11 protein-coding genes and 1 tRNA gene are annotated in these 16,365 nt (G+C 61.9%); 6 read left to right on the top strand and 6 right to left on the bottom strand.

Going from position 1 to position 16,365, the window contains the following annotated elements; all coding sequences use genetic code 11:
- Positions 1-36: 36 nt before the first annotated feature.
- The 3 genes from SKTS_RS13960 to SKTS_RS13950 all read right to left on the bottom strand — a co-directional run bounded on the left by SKTS_RS13960 (position 37) and on the right by SKTS_RS13950 (position 1,682).
- Positions 37-423 carry a glutaredoxin family protein gene (locus tag SKTS_RS13960; protein WP_173066216.1) on the bottom strand — a complete coding sequence of 129 codons (387 nt, stop codon included), beginning with the start codon at positions 421-423 and terminating at the stop codon, positions 37-39.
- Between the two features lie 219 nt (positions 424-642).
- Positions 643-1,107: an MOSC domain-containing protein gene (locus SKTS_RS13955; protein WP_198420366.1), complete on the bottom strand. Its 465-nt coding sequence runs from the start codon at positions 1,105-1,107 to the stop codon at positions 643-645.
- The gene (locus SKTS_RS13950) at positions 1,104-1,682 is read right to left on the bottom strand and encodes a DUF1415 domain-containing protein (RefSeq protein WP_173066211.1); all 579 of its coding nucleotides are present in this window, start codon (positions 1,680-1,682) and stop codon (positions 1,104-1,106) included. The genes SKTS_RS13955 and SKTS_RS13950 overlap by 4 nt, the downstream gene beginning before the upstream one ends.
- On the opposite strand from SKTS_RS13950, the gene djlA reads away from it, so the two are divergent.
- Positions 1,671-2,522, top strand: coding sequence for a co-chaperone DjlA (djlA, locus tag SKTS_RS13945; protein ID WP_425315636.1), 852 nt, complete (start codon positions 1,671-1,673; stop codon positions 2,520-2,522). The genes SKTS_RS13950 and djlA overlap by 12 nt on opposite strands.
- A 52-nt stretch (positions 2,523-2,574) precedes the next feature.
- Here djlA and SKTS_RS13940 read toward each other — a convergent pair whose 3' ends face one another.
- Positions 2,575-2,862 (bottom strand): hypothetical protein, encoded by a 288-nt coding sequence (locus SKTS_RS13940; protein WP_173058507.1) that lies wholly within the window; start codon positions 2,860-2,862, stop codon positions 2,575-2,577.
- A 174-nt stretch (positions 2,863-3,036) separates the two neighbouring features.
- Between SKTS_RS13940 and SKTS_RS13935 the strand changes: the two genes are divergently transcribed.
- Both SKTS_RS13935 and metK read left to right on the top strand, forming a co-directional pair.
- Positions 3,037-4,158, top strand: coding sequence for a methyltransferase (locus tag SKTS_RS13935; RefSeq protein ID WP_173066205.1), 1,122 nt, complete (start codon positions 3,037-3,039; stop codon positions 4,156-4,158).
- Between the two features lie 83 nt (positions 4,159-4,241).
- A complete protein-coding gene (metK, locus tag SKTS_RS13930; protein WP_210766875.1) occupies positions 4,242-5,414 on the top strand; it encodes a methionine adenosyltransferase in 1,173 nt (390 codons plus the stop codon).
- A gap of 173 nt (positions 5,415-5,587) precedes the next feature.
- On the opposite strand, the gene SKTS_RS13925 is transcribed toward metK, so the two are convergent.
- Positions 5,588-9,046, bottom strand: coding sequence for a PPi-type phosphoenolpyruvate carboxykinase family protein (locus SKTS_RS13925; RefSeq protein ID WP_173066199.1), 3,459 nt, complete (start codon positions 9,044-9,046; stop codon positions 5,588-5,590).
- Between the two features lie 486 nt (positions 9,047-9,532).
- On the opposite strand from SKTS_RS13925, the gene SKTS_RS13920 reads away from it, so the two are divergent.
- Complete coding sequence (locus SKTS_RS13920) at positions 9,533-13,627, top strand: PAS domain S-box protein (RefSeq protein WP_173066196.1); 4,095 nt, start codon at positions 9,533-9,535, stop codon at positions 13,625-13,627.
- 186 nt (positions 13,628-13,813) lie between these two features.
- Here SKTS_RS13920 and SKTS_RS13915 read toward each other — a convergent pair.
- Positions 13,814-13,889 (bottom strand) — tRNA-Arg (locus SKTS_RS13915).
- A 108-nt stretch (positions 13,890-13,997) separates the two neighbouring features.
- On the opposite strand from SKTS_RS13915, the gene SKTS_RS13910 reads away from it, so the two are divergent.
- Complete coding sequence (locus SKTS_RS13910) at positions 13,998-14,396, top strand: TraR/DksA family transcriptional regulator (RefSeq protein WP_173066193.1); 399 nt, start codon at positions 13,998-14,000, stop codon at positions 14,394-14,396.
- 2 nt (positions 14,397-14,398) lie between these two features.
- Positions 14,399-16,309 (top strand): ATP-binding cassette domain-containing protein, encoded by a 1,911-nt coding sequence (locus tag SKTS_RS13905; protein ID WP_173066190.1) that lies wholly within the window; start codon positions 14,399-14,401, stop codon positions 16,307-16,309.
- Positions 16,310-16,365 lie beyond the last annotated feature (56 nt).

Genomic DNA, 16,365 nt, shown 5'->3' with positions numbered 1-16,365 from the left:
AGAAAGGGGAAGGGACGATCGCGGCGCATTCCCGCCCTAGGCGAAGCGTTCGTTCAGGTACTGGATGATGTCCGCGGACTCGTACATCCACCGGCTGTTGCCCTGTTCGTCCGTGATTCTCAGGCACGGCACCTTGACCGCGCCGCCGCCCTGCAATAAAGCTTCGTGGTGTTGCGGGTCGTTTTTCGCATCGCGCAGTTCGATGCCGAGCGACAGGCGGCTGATTTCGCGCCTGACCTTGATGCAGAAAGGGCAGGTCTTGAACTGGTAAAGGGCCAGGCTGCGGCAATGCTGGTCGACCTGCTTTTGCTGGTCTGGCTGGCGCACGATGCCCTTGGGCGTGGTCGCCGCTTCCCAAAGCAGCATGAACGGGCCGATCACGAGGCGTAAGGTCCTGAAAAACATTCTTATTACTGATCTCATATTAAATTCCAAAGTTACATAAAAAACCGTAGTTCAAGCCACAGAGTTCACAGAGAACACAGAGAGAACAATGGGCTGCGATCTGCCCCTGCCGTACCCAATGGGTGACCGGCAGCAACCCTCCAAGCGCCTGTTTTTCCTCTGTGAACTCTGTGTTCTCTGTGGCTAACTGAGTTTTTAAGGATAAATTAAGGTCTGCGGCGGCGGTCTGAATTCCGTTCAGCCCGATTCCGCTATCTCATTCGCGGAGGCCAGTTCGATCTCCATTCCCAACGTGACCGCCCCGCCGCGCAGTACCCGGCAGCACACCCCGCCGCGCCATTCGGGAACCAGCGCATCGAACAGTTTCGGGTGTACCGCCGTCATGCGTTCGCAGGGGTCGGTCTCGCCGGTTATTTCCAGCACAGCATCGCCGATCACGATGCGGGAACCGGCGGACTGGTAAAGCGGCAAGTCTCCGACCAGAAGATTGGCGCGGCGTTCCGTCCAGGGCAAAATTACGCCGATTTCATTGCAGGCCGTGTGCCACGCTGCCAGGGAAAGCAAGGTAACCTGGCGTGGGCCGGGCTTGCCCCGGCTATCGCCGACCAGGCCTGCCTGCAGGCTTAATTCACCCGTCTCGCGCAATTGCATCGGCTGCAGGCGAACCGGCTTGACGGCGATCCCCAGCAGCTTTGCCTTCACGCGTCGTCGCTCCCGATGCGCATGCATTCGTCGAGAATTTCGCGCATGCGCGCCGCGCCAAGTTTCTCCAGGGTGCGGATGTTGCGTTCCGGAATCTTGTCCGGGCGGGCGTACCCGGCGATGGCGCGCGCCAGTTCCGCTTCGCGCAGGAGATGCAGGATGGGGTAGGGCGAGCGGTTGGTGTAGTTCTCGGCAGCGTCGGGCTCGGTGCCGGCGAACTGGTAATCGGGATGCAGGCTCGCCACCTGGAATTCGCCCTCGTATCCGCCTTCTTCGATCAAGGCATCGACGATGCCGAGGAAGTCGTTGTAGTCGAGGAAGTTGCTCAGCACGTAAGGATGGATCAGCACCGTGGTCTCGATTTCCGCGGCATCCGTCGCGCGCAGCAACTCCAGTTCGCGCTGAACTTCGTCCAGCAGGTCTTCCGGCCGCGCCGCGGCACTCACAACATAGCGCACTTTCCCGCCCTCGTAAGGCTTGCGGGCGAACGGGCAAACGTTCAGTTCGACCACTACGCGCTCGATCCAGCAGCGGGTGCGGGCAATGATGGTATCGATGTCGGGATGATTTTTCATGGGCGCATGATACCAGCGCCGGGCCCGGATATAATCGGCGTTTTCGCACGCATACCGGGAATTGTCTTGTTCAAACTCGTCGGCGCCTTGCTGGGCTTTTATTTCTTCGGATTTTTCGGCGCCATCGCCGGCTATTTCCTGGGCAGCGCGATCGACCGCTATAACGCCTACGGTGCCGGCGGCGTAAACCCGCTCAGCGCCGCGCACCGCCAGGCCGTTTTTCTTGAAACCGTTTTCGTCCTGATGGGGAAAATCGCCAAGGCCGATGGCCGCATCTCCGAGGAAGAAGTCGGGCACGTGGAGCAGCTTATCCGCCAGCTGGGCATGTCGGCCGAGCACCGCCAGCAAGCCATTGCGCTGTTCAAGCGCGGCGCCGCGCCGGACTTCGATTACCAGCCCGTCCTGGGGCAATTCATGGCCGTCTGCGGCCATACGCACAGCCTGAAGCAGATGTTGCTGGTCTATCTCATCGTCATGGCACTGTCCGACGGGCGCATCGACGAGATCGAGGAGCGCCTGCTGATGGAGATCGCCGGAAATCTCGGCTATAGCCCGGCCGCATTCCGGAGCATGCTGGATATGGTCCTGAACCAGTCGCACTTCGGCGCCGGTCAGACTGCATCGGCCAGCGCCCTGGACGACGCCTACAAGGCGCTGGGCGTGAACAGGGAAGCCAGCGACCAGGAAGTCAAACGTGCCTACCGCAAGCTGATGAGCCAATATCATCCGGACAAGCTGATGGGGCAGGGCGTGCCGGAAGACATGATCGCCGTGGCCACCGAGCAGGCCAAGGAAGTGCAGATCGCCTACGACCTGATCGAGAAGAGCCGGAAGCAGTAGGCGGCGCTCCCCCGATCAGTCGTGTACGGTCCGTGCCGACACTTAAATCGCGTCACCCCGTCGGCAATGTCCGAGATCCCGGATCGGGACACATGAGCGGCTCGTCCTGAAACCCCAGCCGGAAGGGCAGTTTTAGCGCGCCATCCTCCTGGTTCAGACCATCATGCCAGCCGCCGCGGTGGTGGTGATAGCGGAACTCCATGGGTGGTCCCCAGTAGTGATAGCGGGGGGAGTATTGGGGGTAATCGTAGTAGTAGCCAGGGTAGGGGTCGTAGACGACACAGCCACCCAGGACCAGGAGCAGCAGGAAAAGGCCATTTCCAGCGAGTTTGCGTAACATGGCGAACCTCCTTTGAGGGATAAGCTCACATAACTCGTTGACTGCGGATTTTCCGGAATGTTCGCACCTCTGCCGAAATTGTTCGGCTGCGCTGGCGCAAGTGGTTCTTGCCGGCTGACTGCTGTATTGTTCGTTTTTTGATTTTTTTGGCGAAACGCCAAAGGTTGCAGCTGCGTGACTGAATTTCCCGTTGTTGAATGGTCCGAGGCGGACGAAAACCGATCCGCCCGCTGGCGTTCGGAGAGCGGCGCGCCGCCGCCCAAGCGCGTGACGGTCGCCGATGACCGCATGACGGCGGATACCGCCTACCGCCTGGCCTGCGAGGGCACCGCGCTGCTGTGGCGCGGGGATTATCAGAACGCGCGCCAGTTGCAGCAGGCCATGGCGCGCCGCATCGACCGCAAGCCGCGCAAGCCGGCTATCTCGCCGAGCGAGGCCTTCCATTTTCACCGCCAGTTCCAGTCCCAGCGTGCGCGCATCCTGGGCATGCTGCTGCTGCCGCTGGAGGCGGATTACGCCATTCCCTTGCGGCGTGCGCCGGATGTGCGGGAGGCCTGCATGGAGGCGTATGGTCCTGCCGAGAGGCCGTCGCTGGTCTCGCTGCGCGAGTTGCTCGGCCTGATCGGGGCGCACGAGTGGCGCAAGAAGGGCGTGGAAATCCCGGCGCTCGGCGGCCGCATCCACCCCTGCTACGGCGTGTTTTCGCCGGTGCGCGGCGAGTACGTGGAACTGGTGGCCGAGGCGCCGCTGCCTTCCTCTGAACTGGCTTTCGACATCGGCACGGGGAGCGGCGTGATCGCGGCGGTGCTGGCCCGCCGGGGGGTGAAGCACGTCGTCGCCACCGACCAGGACCCGCGCGCCCTGGCGTGCGCGCGCGAGAATCTCACGCGGCTCGGACTGGGCGAACAGGTGGAGATCGTCTCCGCGAATCTTTTTCCCGCAGGGCGGGCGCCGCTCATCGTGTGCAATCCGCCGTGGCTGCCGGCGCGCGCGAATTCGCCCATCGAACATGCGATTTACGACCCGGAGAGCCGCATGCTGCTTGGCTTTCTGGGCGGGCTGGCCGAGCACCTGGAAGCGGGCGGCGAGGGCTGGCTGATCCTGTCCGACCTGGCCGAGCACCTGGGGCTGCGTTCGCGGGAGGCGCTGCTGGCCGCATTCGATAAAGCGGGGCTGAAAGTGGTGGGGCGCATGGATGTCAAGCCGACCCATCCCCGCGCCTCGGACGCCAGCGACCCGCTTCACGCCGCGCGCGCCGCCGAGGTGACGTCGCTGTGGCGCCTTGCGGTGCGTTAGATCGGCCACATTTTCAGGAATCTTGTGGAATAATCGCTGCGCAAAATGCGCAACGCAGTCATAAAGGAACGAAATCAATGAATATCAGACGTCATCTGTTTACCTCCGAATCCGTCGCGGAAGGCCACCCGGACAAGATCGCCGACCAGATCTCGGACGCCATCCTGGACGCTTTTCTGGCCGAGGAACCCGAAGCCAAGGTGGCCTGCGAAACTTTCGTGGCGGACAACCTGGTAGTGATTGCCGGCGAGTTCAAAACCGTGCGCAAGGAACTGTTCAGCGAGATCGAGAGCCGCGCCGAGGAGATCGCCCGCCAGGTGCTGCGCGACATCGGCTACCGCGATGCCGAAACCGGCATTGACCCCAACACCTGCGAAGTGCAGGTGCGCTTCAATCACCAGTCCATCCAGATCCACAAGGGCATCACGCTGGCGGGCGGAGACATCGGCGCCGGCGACCAGGGGCTGATGTTCGGCTACGCCTGCGATGAGACGCCGGACCTCATGCCCTACCCGGTCTGGCTGGCGCACCGCCTGGTGAAGCGGCTGGCCGAGCTGCGCAAATCCGGTGAATTGCCGTGGCTGCGCCCCGATGCGAAAAGCCAGGTGACCGTCGCCTACGAAGGGCAGCGCGTGGCGGGTGTCGAGAACGTGGTCATTTCCACCCAGATCGAGCGCGACCTCGACCCGGCCTGGGTGGCGCAGGAAATCACGCGCGAGGTCATCGACCCGCTGGTGCCGCTCGAGCTGCGCACCCCGGACTTCAAGCTGTGGGTCAATCCCGCCGGCCCGTTCGAAATCGGCGGTCCCAACGGCGACACCGGCCTGACCGGGCGCAAGATCATCGTCGATACCTACGGCGGCTCCTGCCCGCACGGCGGCGGCGCTTTTTCAGGGAAAGACCCGACCAAAGTGGACCGCTCGGCGGCCTACATGGCGCGGTATATCGCCAAGAATCTGGTTGCGGCGGGCTATGCGAAGCGTTGCCTGGTGCAGCTGGCTTACGCCATCGGGGTGGCGGAACCGGTCTCGCTGCTGATCGAAACCTACGGCAGCGGAACCGTGCCGGATGAAAAGCTGGAAGCGATGGTACGCGGCACCTTCAGACTGACGCCGCGCGGCATCATCGACAGCCTCGAACTGCGCCGGCCTATCTACCGCCAGACCGCCGCCTATGGGCATTTCGGCAGGTCGGAGCCGGAATTCAGCTGGGAGCGCGTGGATCAGGCGGAAAGATTGGCCATGTTCAACGTGTAACGTTCCATCGTCTCCCTTCAAGGGGAGGGAATGGCGAATGTAGGGTGGATTAAGCGTTTCGCGCAATCCACCAGGCGTTGCTCAGCAACTCGACTTTGATGAGTGCCTTGCGGCACGCTGGTGGGTTACGGCACAAATGCGTGCCTAACCCACCCTACGTCTATAACGGTGCGCTACTTCCCGGCGCGCCCCATCGGATCGGCGCCGATGGTGCCGCGCAGGCTTTGCAGGTAGGCGCTGCCGCTCACCCATTCCAGCTTGGTCCTGGCCAGTTTCACCCGGCTGAGAATGTCGAGTTTTTCCGCCACGTCCTGATGGCTGCTGCGCACGGCGAAGGACTCCAGGTAGGCGACATGGCGTTTCCATAGCGCGATATCCCGCGCCTGTTTGGTTTCCAGGCGTTCGCGGTACCAGTCGGAAGCGAGCAGCGCTTCGCGCGTGAACATGGCGCGGATGTCGGGGTGGTGCACATCCTTGCCTTCATAGCTGCCGCTGGCCATGATGTGGAGCAGGGCTTTGAGCGGCGGGCAGGCGTCTTCCACGCTGCCGTCCTTGATGTAGCATGCCGCGACGTTCTGCTGGGCTTCGACGATGTTTTCCACGCCGTCGGCGAACACGTCCAGTCCCTGGCTTTCCGGACGCAGGATTTCCTCGCCGAATACCGCGCGGGGAGCATCGAACATCTTGCCCATGAAACCGTGCACGAAGCGCTCGGTGATGCGGTAGCCGAGGCGGCTGGCCTGGATCGGGCGGCCCTGGTATTCGAAGTCCTCGATTTTTTCCAGGTAGCCGTTTTCGATCATGAAGCGCGGATCGCGCACCTTTGACGACAGGCGCGACCAGATTTCCGGCACCAGCAGGCTGATGTCGTGATCGACGCGCAGTTTGGGCCCGACGTGTCCGGCGGCGGTCGAGTATCCGGCGTAGCCGCTGAGAATGAAGGACACCAGCGCATTGTTGAGGTCTGCCGTGGGGCGCAGGGCGTTGAACGGCCCCTTGGTCAGGGCGCCTTCGCTGCCGGCGCCGGTGGTGGAGGGCGACTTGCCGGTGAGGCTGCACACGAAGTCCATGAACAGCTCGGGCAGTTCCTGGTAGTGGATCGGGTTGTACACGGCCAGCGGACGGATACCGGGCTCCGGCGGGTTGTTGCGGCGACCGGTCAGCACGGCGTTGACCGGTTCGACCACGGCGGTGCCGAGCGGCACGCGGCGGTTGAAGCGCGCGCCGATTTCGGCGACGTAGCGCCGTACCGGGTTGGCGATGTCGGTGCGCAGCTGGAGGTAGCGCGGGTTCTTGCTCGGTTTGCCGTCGACGATGCGCGGGTGGGCTGAGGACACTACCGTTTCGCCGGTATCGTGCGCCTGCTGCAGGATGTTGCGCATCGGCTCGGTGTACTGGCCGAAGCCGACCACGTCGTCGACGATTTCGGTCAGCTTCTCGCCCTGGAGCGGCTCGTAGTTCGCGAAGAAGTTGTCGCGCTGCGCCATGTCCTTTTCGGTCTGCTTGTCGAAACCGCGGTGGATAGCGTCGTCCGGGCGCTGGAACAGGCGGTATTCGCAGTTGCGCACCAGCTTGACACACGGGTCGGCGCTTTTCGGCGAGGTGTTGGGCAGCACTTCGACCGGGACTACCACCGATGCGGTGATGTCGTCTTCCATCTGCACTTTTTCGGCGGGGATGAAGTCCTGGCGCATTTTGAACACGCGCCACGCGCCTTTTTCCGTGAAGCCTACGCGCAGGTAGGAGCCGACCAGCTTGCGCTCGCCCAGCTTCAGTTCGTGGCCGGGGTGGCCGTTGACGAAATCCACCGACAGGAACTTGCGCCAGTCGTTGCCCCAGTCCGGGCGATACATGCGCTTGATCACGAAAGCCAGGGCGAGGATGCGGTCCGGCACGCCTTCCAGCCAGACGTTGAACTCGTCGGAATAGGACGGGGAGGGCGTGAGCACCTTGATCACCGAGCCCATGCTGCGCTCCGCGCTGAGCAGCTTGCGGCTGGGGTCGCGGTCCTCGGATTCGCAGCCAGGCTTGAAGCGCGTGCCGTAGTCGCGGTTGAAAATAGCCTCGACCTGGTCGAGATCGTGCTCCAGGTTGGCGACGAACAGCGGCGCGTAGATCACGGCGTCGGTCATCGACTTGGAAATTTCCGACTTGCCGCCGCCCGACACGGTGCAGGGCTTGTGGCAGAAAGTGCCTTCCGGGTCGGTGCCCACCAGGCGCCATGAAGGCGCGCCGGGGTGCTTCTGCATTTCGACCTTGTAGCCGTTGGGCTGGACGTAGATCTTGCCCGGCTGCAGCTTGATCGACTGGCGCGTGTCGCCCTGGAGCCAGCTGATGGTCTGGTTCGGCAGGTCCATGCGCAGGTCCTGTGGCACATAGACCACTTCGGGGTGCAGCTTGTCGATGGCGTAGCCTTGGGGCTGCAGGTCCATCAGCGCGCCGTAGTTCGCCACCATTTCCTCGAAGCTATAACCGGCCACGCGGGTGACGCTGTCCACACCGAATTCCTCGCCGTGGTTGTGGCGCGGGAAGGCCAGTGCGCCGCCGGCGTGTTCCTCTTCGGCCAGGCCGAAGAGGTTGGCGGCGTAGCTGATCTGGGTTTTGACTTCCTTCTTGCAGTAGCCGTAGTAGTTGTCGGCAAGAATGGTGACGATCACGCCGCGCTCGTCGCGCGCGGTGATCTTGAAGGCTGCACCGTCGTTGTACAGCTCGCCTTCGTCGCTCCAGCACATGCCATCCGCGATCTGGCGCGGCGTGGCTTTATCGCGCTGGGGCAGGCCAAGTTCTTTCTTGGTGAATTGAACCAGGTGTGGCGCAAGGATGACGCAGCCGCTGTGGCCGGACCAGTGATCCACGTCGAGACCGGCATCGTTGGAGGCCAGTACCGGATTGCCGCCATTGCCGAAAATGCTTTCGACGAAATCGAGGTTGCTCACCAGGCTGCCCGGGGCAAAAAAGCGGATTTCCATGCTCTTTTCTGCTTCGTGGCCGGGGATTTCGGGGCACACCACCGGGCGCAGCAGCAGCGAGACGAACATTTTCGCTTCATGTTTCTGCGTGGCGGTGAACGGCAGGCGCAGCAGATGTTCCGGCGGGTTGAGCGCAGCCTTCAGCAGGCGCGCAAAAGTGAGCTTGGGCACGGCCTTCTTGTCGCCGGGGATGGGCAGGCCGTCTTCGGCCACGTGGAACGAGCCCTTGGTGGTGCGGCGGTCGCTGGTGGGGTTGTGCAGCACGCCGTTGCGGATGCGGTAGCTGCTGACATATTCGCTTTTGAACTCGTCCGACCTGGCCGGCAGGGAAAGCTCCCGCGCCACGCCGTGGCGGTCGAGTACCAGAGTATTTTCCGGCAGGCGCGGGACGACGCCTTCGGCAACGTCGGCCAGGTAGTCGTCAAGGAAAGACTGGATGCGCTGGTCGGGCGGGCACAGATAGCCGGACAGCAGACGCGATTTTTCCCGGTAGCTTTTGAGCAGGCTGTCGGCAACTTCGAGGAAGTTGCTGTCGCTGCCTTGCTCGCAGGCCGGCTGGCCGGACGAGGATAATTTCAGGTTGATATACAGCTGCAGGCGTTCGCGCGCTTCCTGCGCATCTTCAGAACCGTCGCCCAACCCAAGAAATTGATTTAGATCCATGAATTCTCTTACCTTTGTTCGTGCTTGACGACACCGGACGAAAAAAGGAGAGATTTTACCCTGAAATCGGCGGTTTTTTGACACTCTGGAGGTTTTCGGGGGCAACTTTCCCCCGCGAAATGCAAATCGCATGCCCGTTAGATCCCATTGACTACAAAACGAACAGCGTAAAAACAACCGGTTATTTGATTGCTGAGGCGTTTTATTCATGCCCGGTAGCACCCGAAATATGCGTTAAAAAGCCGTGTAAAACAGTCAAGAATGGCGCTTCTTTTTGCGGTAATCACGTTGCCGTGCCTCCATTGCATAAGCCGGTAAAAGGTCGGAAGATGTCACTATGAGACGCCGCATGGGTCAACCCAGTTCGTCATGCCCATTGGTGAACCATTCGGTGCTTCGGGCTGGAACGGCGCCGCTGCCCATGGATAGAATTTCTGAAACTGGCAACAAGATTTACGGCAGGGGATGCATCCGGTGAACGCAGGATTGATTAGAGTTGTTGTTCTGGCCCTTGCTTACTTTGTGGCTGGCTGGCTCGGGCTGCAGATTCCCTATGTCGGCTCGCACATCACGCTGGTCTGGCTGCCGACGGGCATCGCTGTGGCCGGGCTGCTTCGCTGGGGCTGGGGCGTATGGCCCGGCGTCCTGCTCGGTGCTTTTTTCGTCAATCTATCCATCGGATCCCCCGTGCTCCTGGCGGCAAGCATTGCCGTGGGTAACACGCTTGGCCCGCTCCTGACCACGGCATGGCTAAAGCGCGCCAAATTCCATGGCGCGTTCGACCGCCGGAGAGACGTGGGTACTTTCATCTCGGCTGCCAGCGCCGGCATGACGGTTTCCGCATCGTGCGGGGTCGCCAGCCTCCATCTGGCTGGGCTGATGCCTTATGAATCTACGGGCTCCGCCTGGCTGTCGTGGTGGATGGGGGATACCGTAGGGGTGTTGTTGGCCGCTTCTTTTCTCCTGACGCTTAGCCGGAAGAACGTCGAACAGCAGATCCACTCCCGCCGGGAACTGCTGCTCTGGGCGCTCGTCGCCGGCCCGATGGCCTGGCTCGCATTCATCTACAACTATGAGCAGATGGGGCGCTCATTGCCTCTCGTGTTCCTGACCCTGCCGCTGGTCGCGTGGATCGCCCTGCGCTTCGGGAGTACCGGCGCCGGATTGGCGGGCCTGGGTTTCTCGGTGCTGGCAGCCTGGGGCACGGCAGTCGGCTTTAGCCCTTTTCTCCTGTCCGACGTGCACACCAGCCTGTTCCTCTTGTGGAGCTACATGGCGACGACCGTGCTGACGGGCCTGCTGATTACCGCCTTGCAGGCCGAACGGCTGCTGGCGGAAAGCACCCTGCGCGAGAGCGAAGAAAAGCTGCGCGGGCTATACGAACTATCGCCGCTGGGCATCGCATTGACCGACATGAAAGGCCGCTATGTCGAATTCAATGAGGCGTTCCGGGATATTTGCGGCTATCCCGCCGAAGAGCTGAAAGCCCTGGACTACTGGACGCTCACGCCCAGGAAGTATGAGGCCGAAGAGGCGCGGCAACTTGAGTCTCTGGAACGCAACGGCCGCTATGGCCCCTATGAAAAAGAATACGTCCGCAAGGACGGCAGCGCGGTTTCCTTGCGGCTCAACGGCACGCTGGTGAGCGGCAACGATGGCCAGAAATACATCTGGTCAATCGTCGAAGACATTACCGAGCGCAAGGCGGCCGAAGATGAATTGCGCAAGCTGTCCACCGTGATCGAACAAAGCCCGGCCTCGATCGTTATCACCGACCTGGACGGCACCATCCAGTACGTCAATCCGAAATTCGTCGAGGTCACCGGCTATCAGCCCGAGGAGGCGATTGGCTGCAACCCGCGCATTCTCAAATCCGGGCTGACCCCGATGGAGACCTACCAGAATTTGTGGCAGACAATCGCCGACGGGATGGTCTGGCACGGTGAACTGATCAACAAGCGCAAAAATAGTGAGCTGTATTGGGAAGAGGTGCACCTGTCGCCCGTGAAAAATGCGGCCGGCGTCAGCACCCATTATGTCGCGGTGAAAATCGAGATTACGGAACGCAAGCGTTCGGAGGAAACGATTCGCCAGAACGAGGCGAGGTTCCGCTACATGCTGGAGACCAGCCCGATCGCGGTGCGTATCGCCAGCTCCTCGGGCCGCAGGGTGCTCTTTGCCAACCAGCGTTACGCCGAACTGATCGACTCGGTACCGGATGATGTGATCGGGGTCGACCCCAAAGCCTACTACGCGCGTCCCGAGGAATACGAGGAGGTGCTTGCGCGCTTGTCGCGGGGCGATGGCGTAACCAACAAACTGGTTGAGTTGCGCATGTCCGGCGGGAAGCGGAAATGGGCGCTCGCATCCTACCTTACGCTGGAGTACGGGAACGAGTCAGCCGTGCTCGGATGGTTCTACGACATCACCGAGCGCACGCAAATGGAAACGGCATTGCGCGACAGCCAGGCGCGCCTGGTGGCGGCACAGCAGATTGCGCGCCTGGGATATTGGGAGCTCGATCTGGCGACGAACAGACTATGGTGGTCGGAAGAGATTTTCCGCATCTTCGAAATCGACGCCGATTCGTTCGGAGCCTCTTACGAGGCGTTCCTCGCCGCGATCCACCCGGATGACCGGCAAGCGGTCAATCAGGCTTATCTCGACTCCCTGGAAAACAAGGCCTCCTACGAAATCGAACACCGGCTGTTGTTACCGGATGGCAGAGTCAAGTATGTGCATGAGCGCTGCGAAACGGAGTTCGGCCAGGACGGCAAGGCTCTGCGCTCGATGGGGACGGTACAGGACATCACCGATCGCAAGCTGGCGGAGACCGCACTGCAGCGCAGCGAAGGCACATCGCGCGCCCTGATCAACGCCACCATGGAAACAGCGATATTGCTCGACGAAGAAGGCACCATCATCGCGATCAATGAGGTCGGCGCGCATCGCCTGCTCAAGGAACAGCACGAAATCGTGGGCGCGAATTTCTATGCGCTCCTGCCGCCGGACCTCGCGCAGTCCCGGAAATCTTTTGCCGCGAAGGTGTTCCAGTCCGGGACGGCGGCCCATTTCCAGGACATCCGGGATGGCATTCGCTTCGACATCAACGCCTACCCGGTTTTCGATGCGGACGGCAAGGTGGTGAATCTTGCCGTCTATGCCGCCGACGTTACCGAACAGTATCAGCTGCAGGGGGTCGACCAGCTGCAGCACGGCATCGATCAGCAGGTCCTGCGCGGCCAGTCCATCCAGCAGATATTCGAGTTTATCTGCGTCGAAGTGGCGCGAATTTTCGGCTATCCGTACATCTGGCTGGGGCGCAAGGAACCACAGGGCGTGGTAACGATCATGGCCGACGCCGGGCCGGCATGCGGTTATCGCGGCGAGCTGGAAAGCGTCGGCGTGCGCTGGGACGATACGCCGCAGGGCAAGGGGCCGACAGGCACGACCATCAGAACCGGGCAAGCGCAGGTATTCAATCTCTCCGACGCCGGTTTCCAGCCCTGGCGCGACTCGGCCAGGCGGCACAACCTCAAAGCCATCCTGGGCCTCCCTCTCATCATCCGCGGGGAAATCTACGGTGCCTTCACGGTGTATTCGCAGCACGAACACAGCTTTGACGATCCCGACGTGTTGCAGCACCTTTCGGGCATTGCCAGCCGCATTTGCGTTGCCCTGGAAACGGCCAGGGATCAGCAGCAGGTGATGTTGCTGAGTACGGCGCTGTCCGCCACGGCCAATGGCGTTTTCATCACCGACAACAGCGGGCGCATCCTGTGGCTGAACAAGGCATTTACCGTCTTGACCGGCTTCGGCGAGCGCGACGCACTGGGCGCGACGCCCCGCATCCTCAATTCCGGCAAACAGGATTCCACCTTCGTCGAGAAAATGTGGCGCGACATTTTGCGCGGTGATGTGTGGCGCAACGAAATGGTGGACCGGCGCAAGGACGGGTCGGAGTTCTTCGTGCGCCAGACGATCACGCCGATGCGGGATGCGCATGGGGCGGTATCGCACTTCATCGCCATTCTGGAGGACATCTCCGCCGAAAAAGAGGCCGAGGCGCGTATCGAACACATGGCGCATTACGATTCGCTCACCAATCTGCCCAACCGCGCCCTGTTCCTCGACCGCCTGCGCCAGACGCTGGCGTCGGCGAAGCGTGCCAGCCACCCCGGCGCGCTCATGTTCCTCGACCTGGATCGCTTCAAGTCGGTGAACGATACGCTCGGCCACCACGCCGGCGACGTGCTGTTGCAGCAAGCTGCAACGCGCATCCGGGCATGCGTACGCGAATCGGATACCGTGGCTCGCCTGGCCGGGGACGAATTCACGGTGATTCTCCCCGAGATCACGGTTGAGGAAGATGCGGCAAGAGTGGCGGAGAAGATCCTGGCTGTTTTTGCGCCCCCGTTCGATCTCGATGGGCATGAGGTTTTTATCTCCACGAGCATCGGAATCGCCTTGTTCCCGCGGGATGCGGCGGACGAAGACAAAATGCTGAAACGGGCCGACGTGGCAATGTATGCGGCCAAGGCTGAAGGCCGCAACAAGTTTGCTTTTTATAGGGAAGGGTAGCGAAGCGTTCAACCCCTGAATGGGGTAAGCGCGATCCTTGGTGCCTGCCGTGGCAGCGTGACGATGAGCGCTGCGTTCTTATTCGCAGCTGCCGCCGGCTCGATCGATGCCGGCCTTTTTGCGGATCATTTTAGAACGGCAAGCGATCGGAATTTCCGGCGGATTTCCTGGCTATTTCGAATGGATTGGCGCCCCGAAGACGAATCGAACGTCCGACCTACCCCTTAGGAGGGGGTTGCTCTATCCACTGAGCTACCGGGGCGAAGGCGGGATTTTACGCTAAATTTCGGGCCGTGGGCGGCGGCTGATGCGGGAGGGGGCTATGTTAAACTTCAACATTCTTCGGGAATTGCCCGGAATCGAGGGATTTATGAAAACGTTTACGGTGGAACAGAGCCAGCAGCTCGAAGAGGTGCTGAAGCAGCGCTACCAGCAGCTGCTCGATGAAGTGCGGGCCGAGCTGGCCGGGTCCGGGGAGCAGCATTTCGCCGACTTCGCCGAATCGGGCGGCTCTGACGAGGGCGATGAATCGATGGCCGATGCGCTGGCGGATATCGCTGCGGCAAGGGCGGACCGGCAAATCAATGAAATGCGCGATATCGAAGCGGCGCGCAAGCGCTTGAAACAGGGCGAATTCGGGATTTGCATCGATTGCGCCGAAGCTATCGTGATCGCACGCCTGCTTGCTTACCCCACAGCCCTGCGCTGTGTCCGGTGCCAGCAGATCCATGAAAAAACCCATGCCAGCGAAGGTACGCCGTCTCTCTAAATATGCCATTAATACAACTAGATAAAGTATCTCTCGCGTTCGGTCATGTGCCGCTGCTGGACCACGCCGACCTGGTGCTGGAGCCGGGCGAACGAGTCGGCCTGATCGGGCGCAACGGCACCGGCAAATCCAGCCTGCTCAAAATCATCGCCGGTACGGCACAACCCGACGACGGCCGCGTGTGGCGCGCGCCGGGGATGAAGCTGGCCTATGTGCCGCAGGAGCCCGAGCTCGACCCCGGGCACACGGTGTTCGAAGCCGTGGCCGAGGGGCTCGGCGACGCCCACCAGATACTGATCGACTACCACGAAGTCACCCACGCCATGGGCGACCCGGATGCCGACATGGACGCCTTGCTGGCGCGCATGCACGACCTGCAGGTGGCGCTCGAAGCGCACGACGGCTGGAACATGAAGGCGCGGGTGGAGGCCACCATGAGCCGGCTCGCGCTGCCCGAAGACGTCAAGATCGGCGCCTTGTCCGGCGGCCAGAAAAAGCGCGTGGCCCTGGCGCGTGCGCTGGTGATGGCGCCGGACATGCTGTTGCTGGACGAGCCGACCAACCACCTGGATCTCTCCGCCATCGAATGGCTCGAAGGGCTGCTCAATGAATTCAACGGCAGCGTGTTGCTGATTACCCACGACCGGCGCTTTCTTGACAACGTGGCGACGCGCATCGTCGAGCTGGATCGCGGCCTGCTGGTGGGCTTCGACGGCAATTTTTCCGCTTACCAGATCAAGAAGCAGGAACTGCTTGAAATCGAAGCGGTGCACAACGAGAAATTCGACAAGGTGCTGGCCCAGGAAGAAGTCTGGATCCGCAAGGGCATCCAGGCGCGCCGTACCCGCAACGAGGGGCGCGTGCTGCGGCTCGAGGCGTTGCGCCGCGAGCGCGCCGCGCGCCGCGAGCGCAGCGGCACGGTCAACCTCAACGTCGACCAGGGCGAGCGTTCGGGCAAGCTGGTGGCGGAGCTGGAAAATGTCAGCAAGGCCTACGGCGACAAAGTCATCATCCGTGATTTCTCCGGTCGCGTGCTGCGCGGCGACAAGATCGGCCTGGTGGGCCCCAACGGCGCGGGAAAAAGCACGCTGCTCAAGCTCATCCTGGGCGAGCTGCAGCCGGATAGCGGCACGGTCAAGCTGGGCACCAAGATCGCCGTAGCCTATTTCGACCAGTTCCGCGCCCAGCTCGACGACGAGGCCACCCTGATCGACACCATCAGCAAGGGCAGCGATTTCATCGAGATCGGCGGCGAGCGCAAGCACGTCATCAGCTATCTCGAAGACTTCCTGTTCGCCCCGCAGCGCGCCCGTTCCCCGGTGAAGTCGCTGTCCGGCGGCGAGCGCAACCGCTTGCTGCTGGCGCGCCTTTTCACCCGCCCGGCCAACGTGCTGGTGCTGGACGAGCCCACCAACGATCTCGACATCGAAACCCTGGAATTGCTCGAATCGCTGCTCCAGGACTATAGCGGCACGGTGCTGCTGGTTTCCCACGACCGGACTTTCCTCGACAACGTGGTGACCCAGGTCATCGCCTTCGAGGGCGACGGCGAGCTGCAGGAATACGCCGGCGGCTACGACGATTACGTGCGGGTCAAGCGTGCACGCGAAGCGCTGCCGGAAAAGAAAACCGAGGCGCCGCAAAAAACTGCCGCCAAGCCCGCCAAACCGGCCGTCCGGGTCAAGCTGAATTTCAACGAAACCCGCGAACTGGAAGCCCTGCCGGGCAAGATCGAAGCGCTGGAGCGCGAGCAGGAAGAAATCGGCGTAAAGCTGGCCGATGGCGAAATCTACCGCAGCGATCCGCAAGGAGCAAAGCGCCTGCAGGCGCGAGTGGGCGAGATCGAGGAAGAAATGCTGGTGGTGCTGGCGCGCTGGGAAGAGCTGGAAGCGAAGCAGAAGGGTGCGGAGTAGATCTGCCGGGCGTCTATTGACTCGCGGTGTAAATGCAGAGCGCAATATAGTCTGTT

It is taken from the genome of Sulfurimicrobium lacus (genome assembly GCF_011764585.1).
In the GTDB taxonomy this organism is placed as follows: domain Bacteria; phylum Pseudomonadota; class Gammaproteobacteria; order Burkholderiales; family Sulfuricellaceae; genus Sulfurimicrobium; species Sulfurimicrobium lacus.
The sequence above is the reverse complement of the archived record's forward strand: the minus strand, read 5'-3'. Positions and strand labels throughout refer to the sequence as shown.

What these genes read in the sequence shown, in the direction of transcription:
- SKTS_RS13960 (WP_173066216.1), bottom strand. Translation starts at nt 423, where the DNA reads ATGAGATCAGTAATAAGAATGTTTTTCAGGACCTTACGCCTCGTGATC.
- djlA (WP_425315636.1), top strand. Translation starts at nt 1,671, where the DNA reads ATGATTTTTCATGGGCGCATGATACCAGCGCCGGGCCCGGATATAATC.
- SKTS_RS13950 (WP_173066211.1), bottom strand. Translation starts at nt 1,682, where the DNA reads ATGAAAAATCATCCCGACATCGATACCATCATTGCCCGCACCCGCTGC.
- SKTS_RS13940 (WP_173058507.1), bottom strand. Translation starts at nt 2,862, where the DNA reads ATGTTACGCAAACTCGCTGGAAATGGCCTTTTCCTGCTGCTCCTGGTC.
- SKTS_RS13925 (WP_173066199.1), bottom strand. Translation starts at nt 9,046, where the DNA reads ATGGATCTAAATCAATTTCTTGGGTTGGGCGACGGTTCTGAAGATGCG.
- SKTS_RS13910 (WP_173066193.1), top strand. Translation starts at nt 13,998, where the DNA reads ATGAAAACGTTTACGGTGGAACAGAGCCAGCAGCTCGAAGAGGTGCTG.
- SKTS_RS13905 (WP_173066190.1), top strand. Translation starts at nt 14,399, where the DNA reads ATGCCATTAATACAACTAGATAAAGTATCTCTCGCGTTCGGTCATGTG.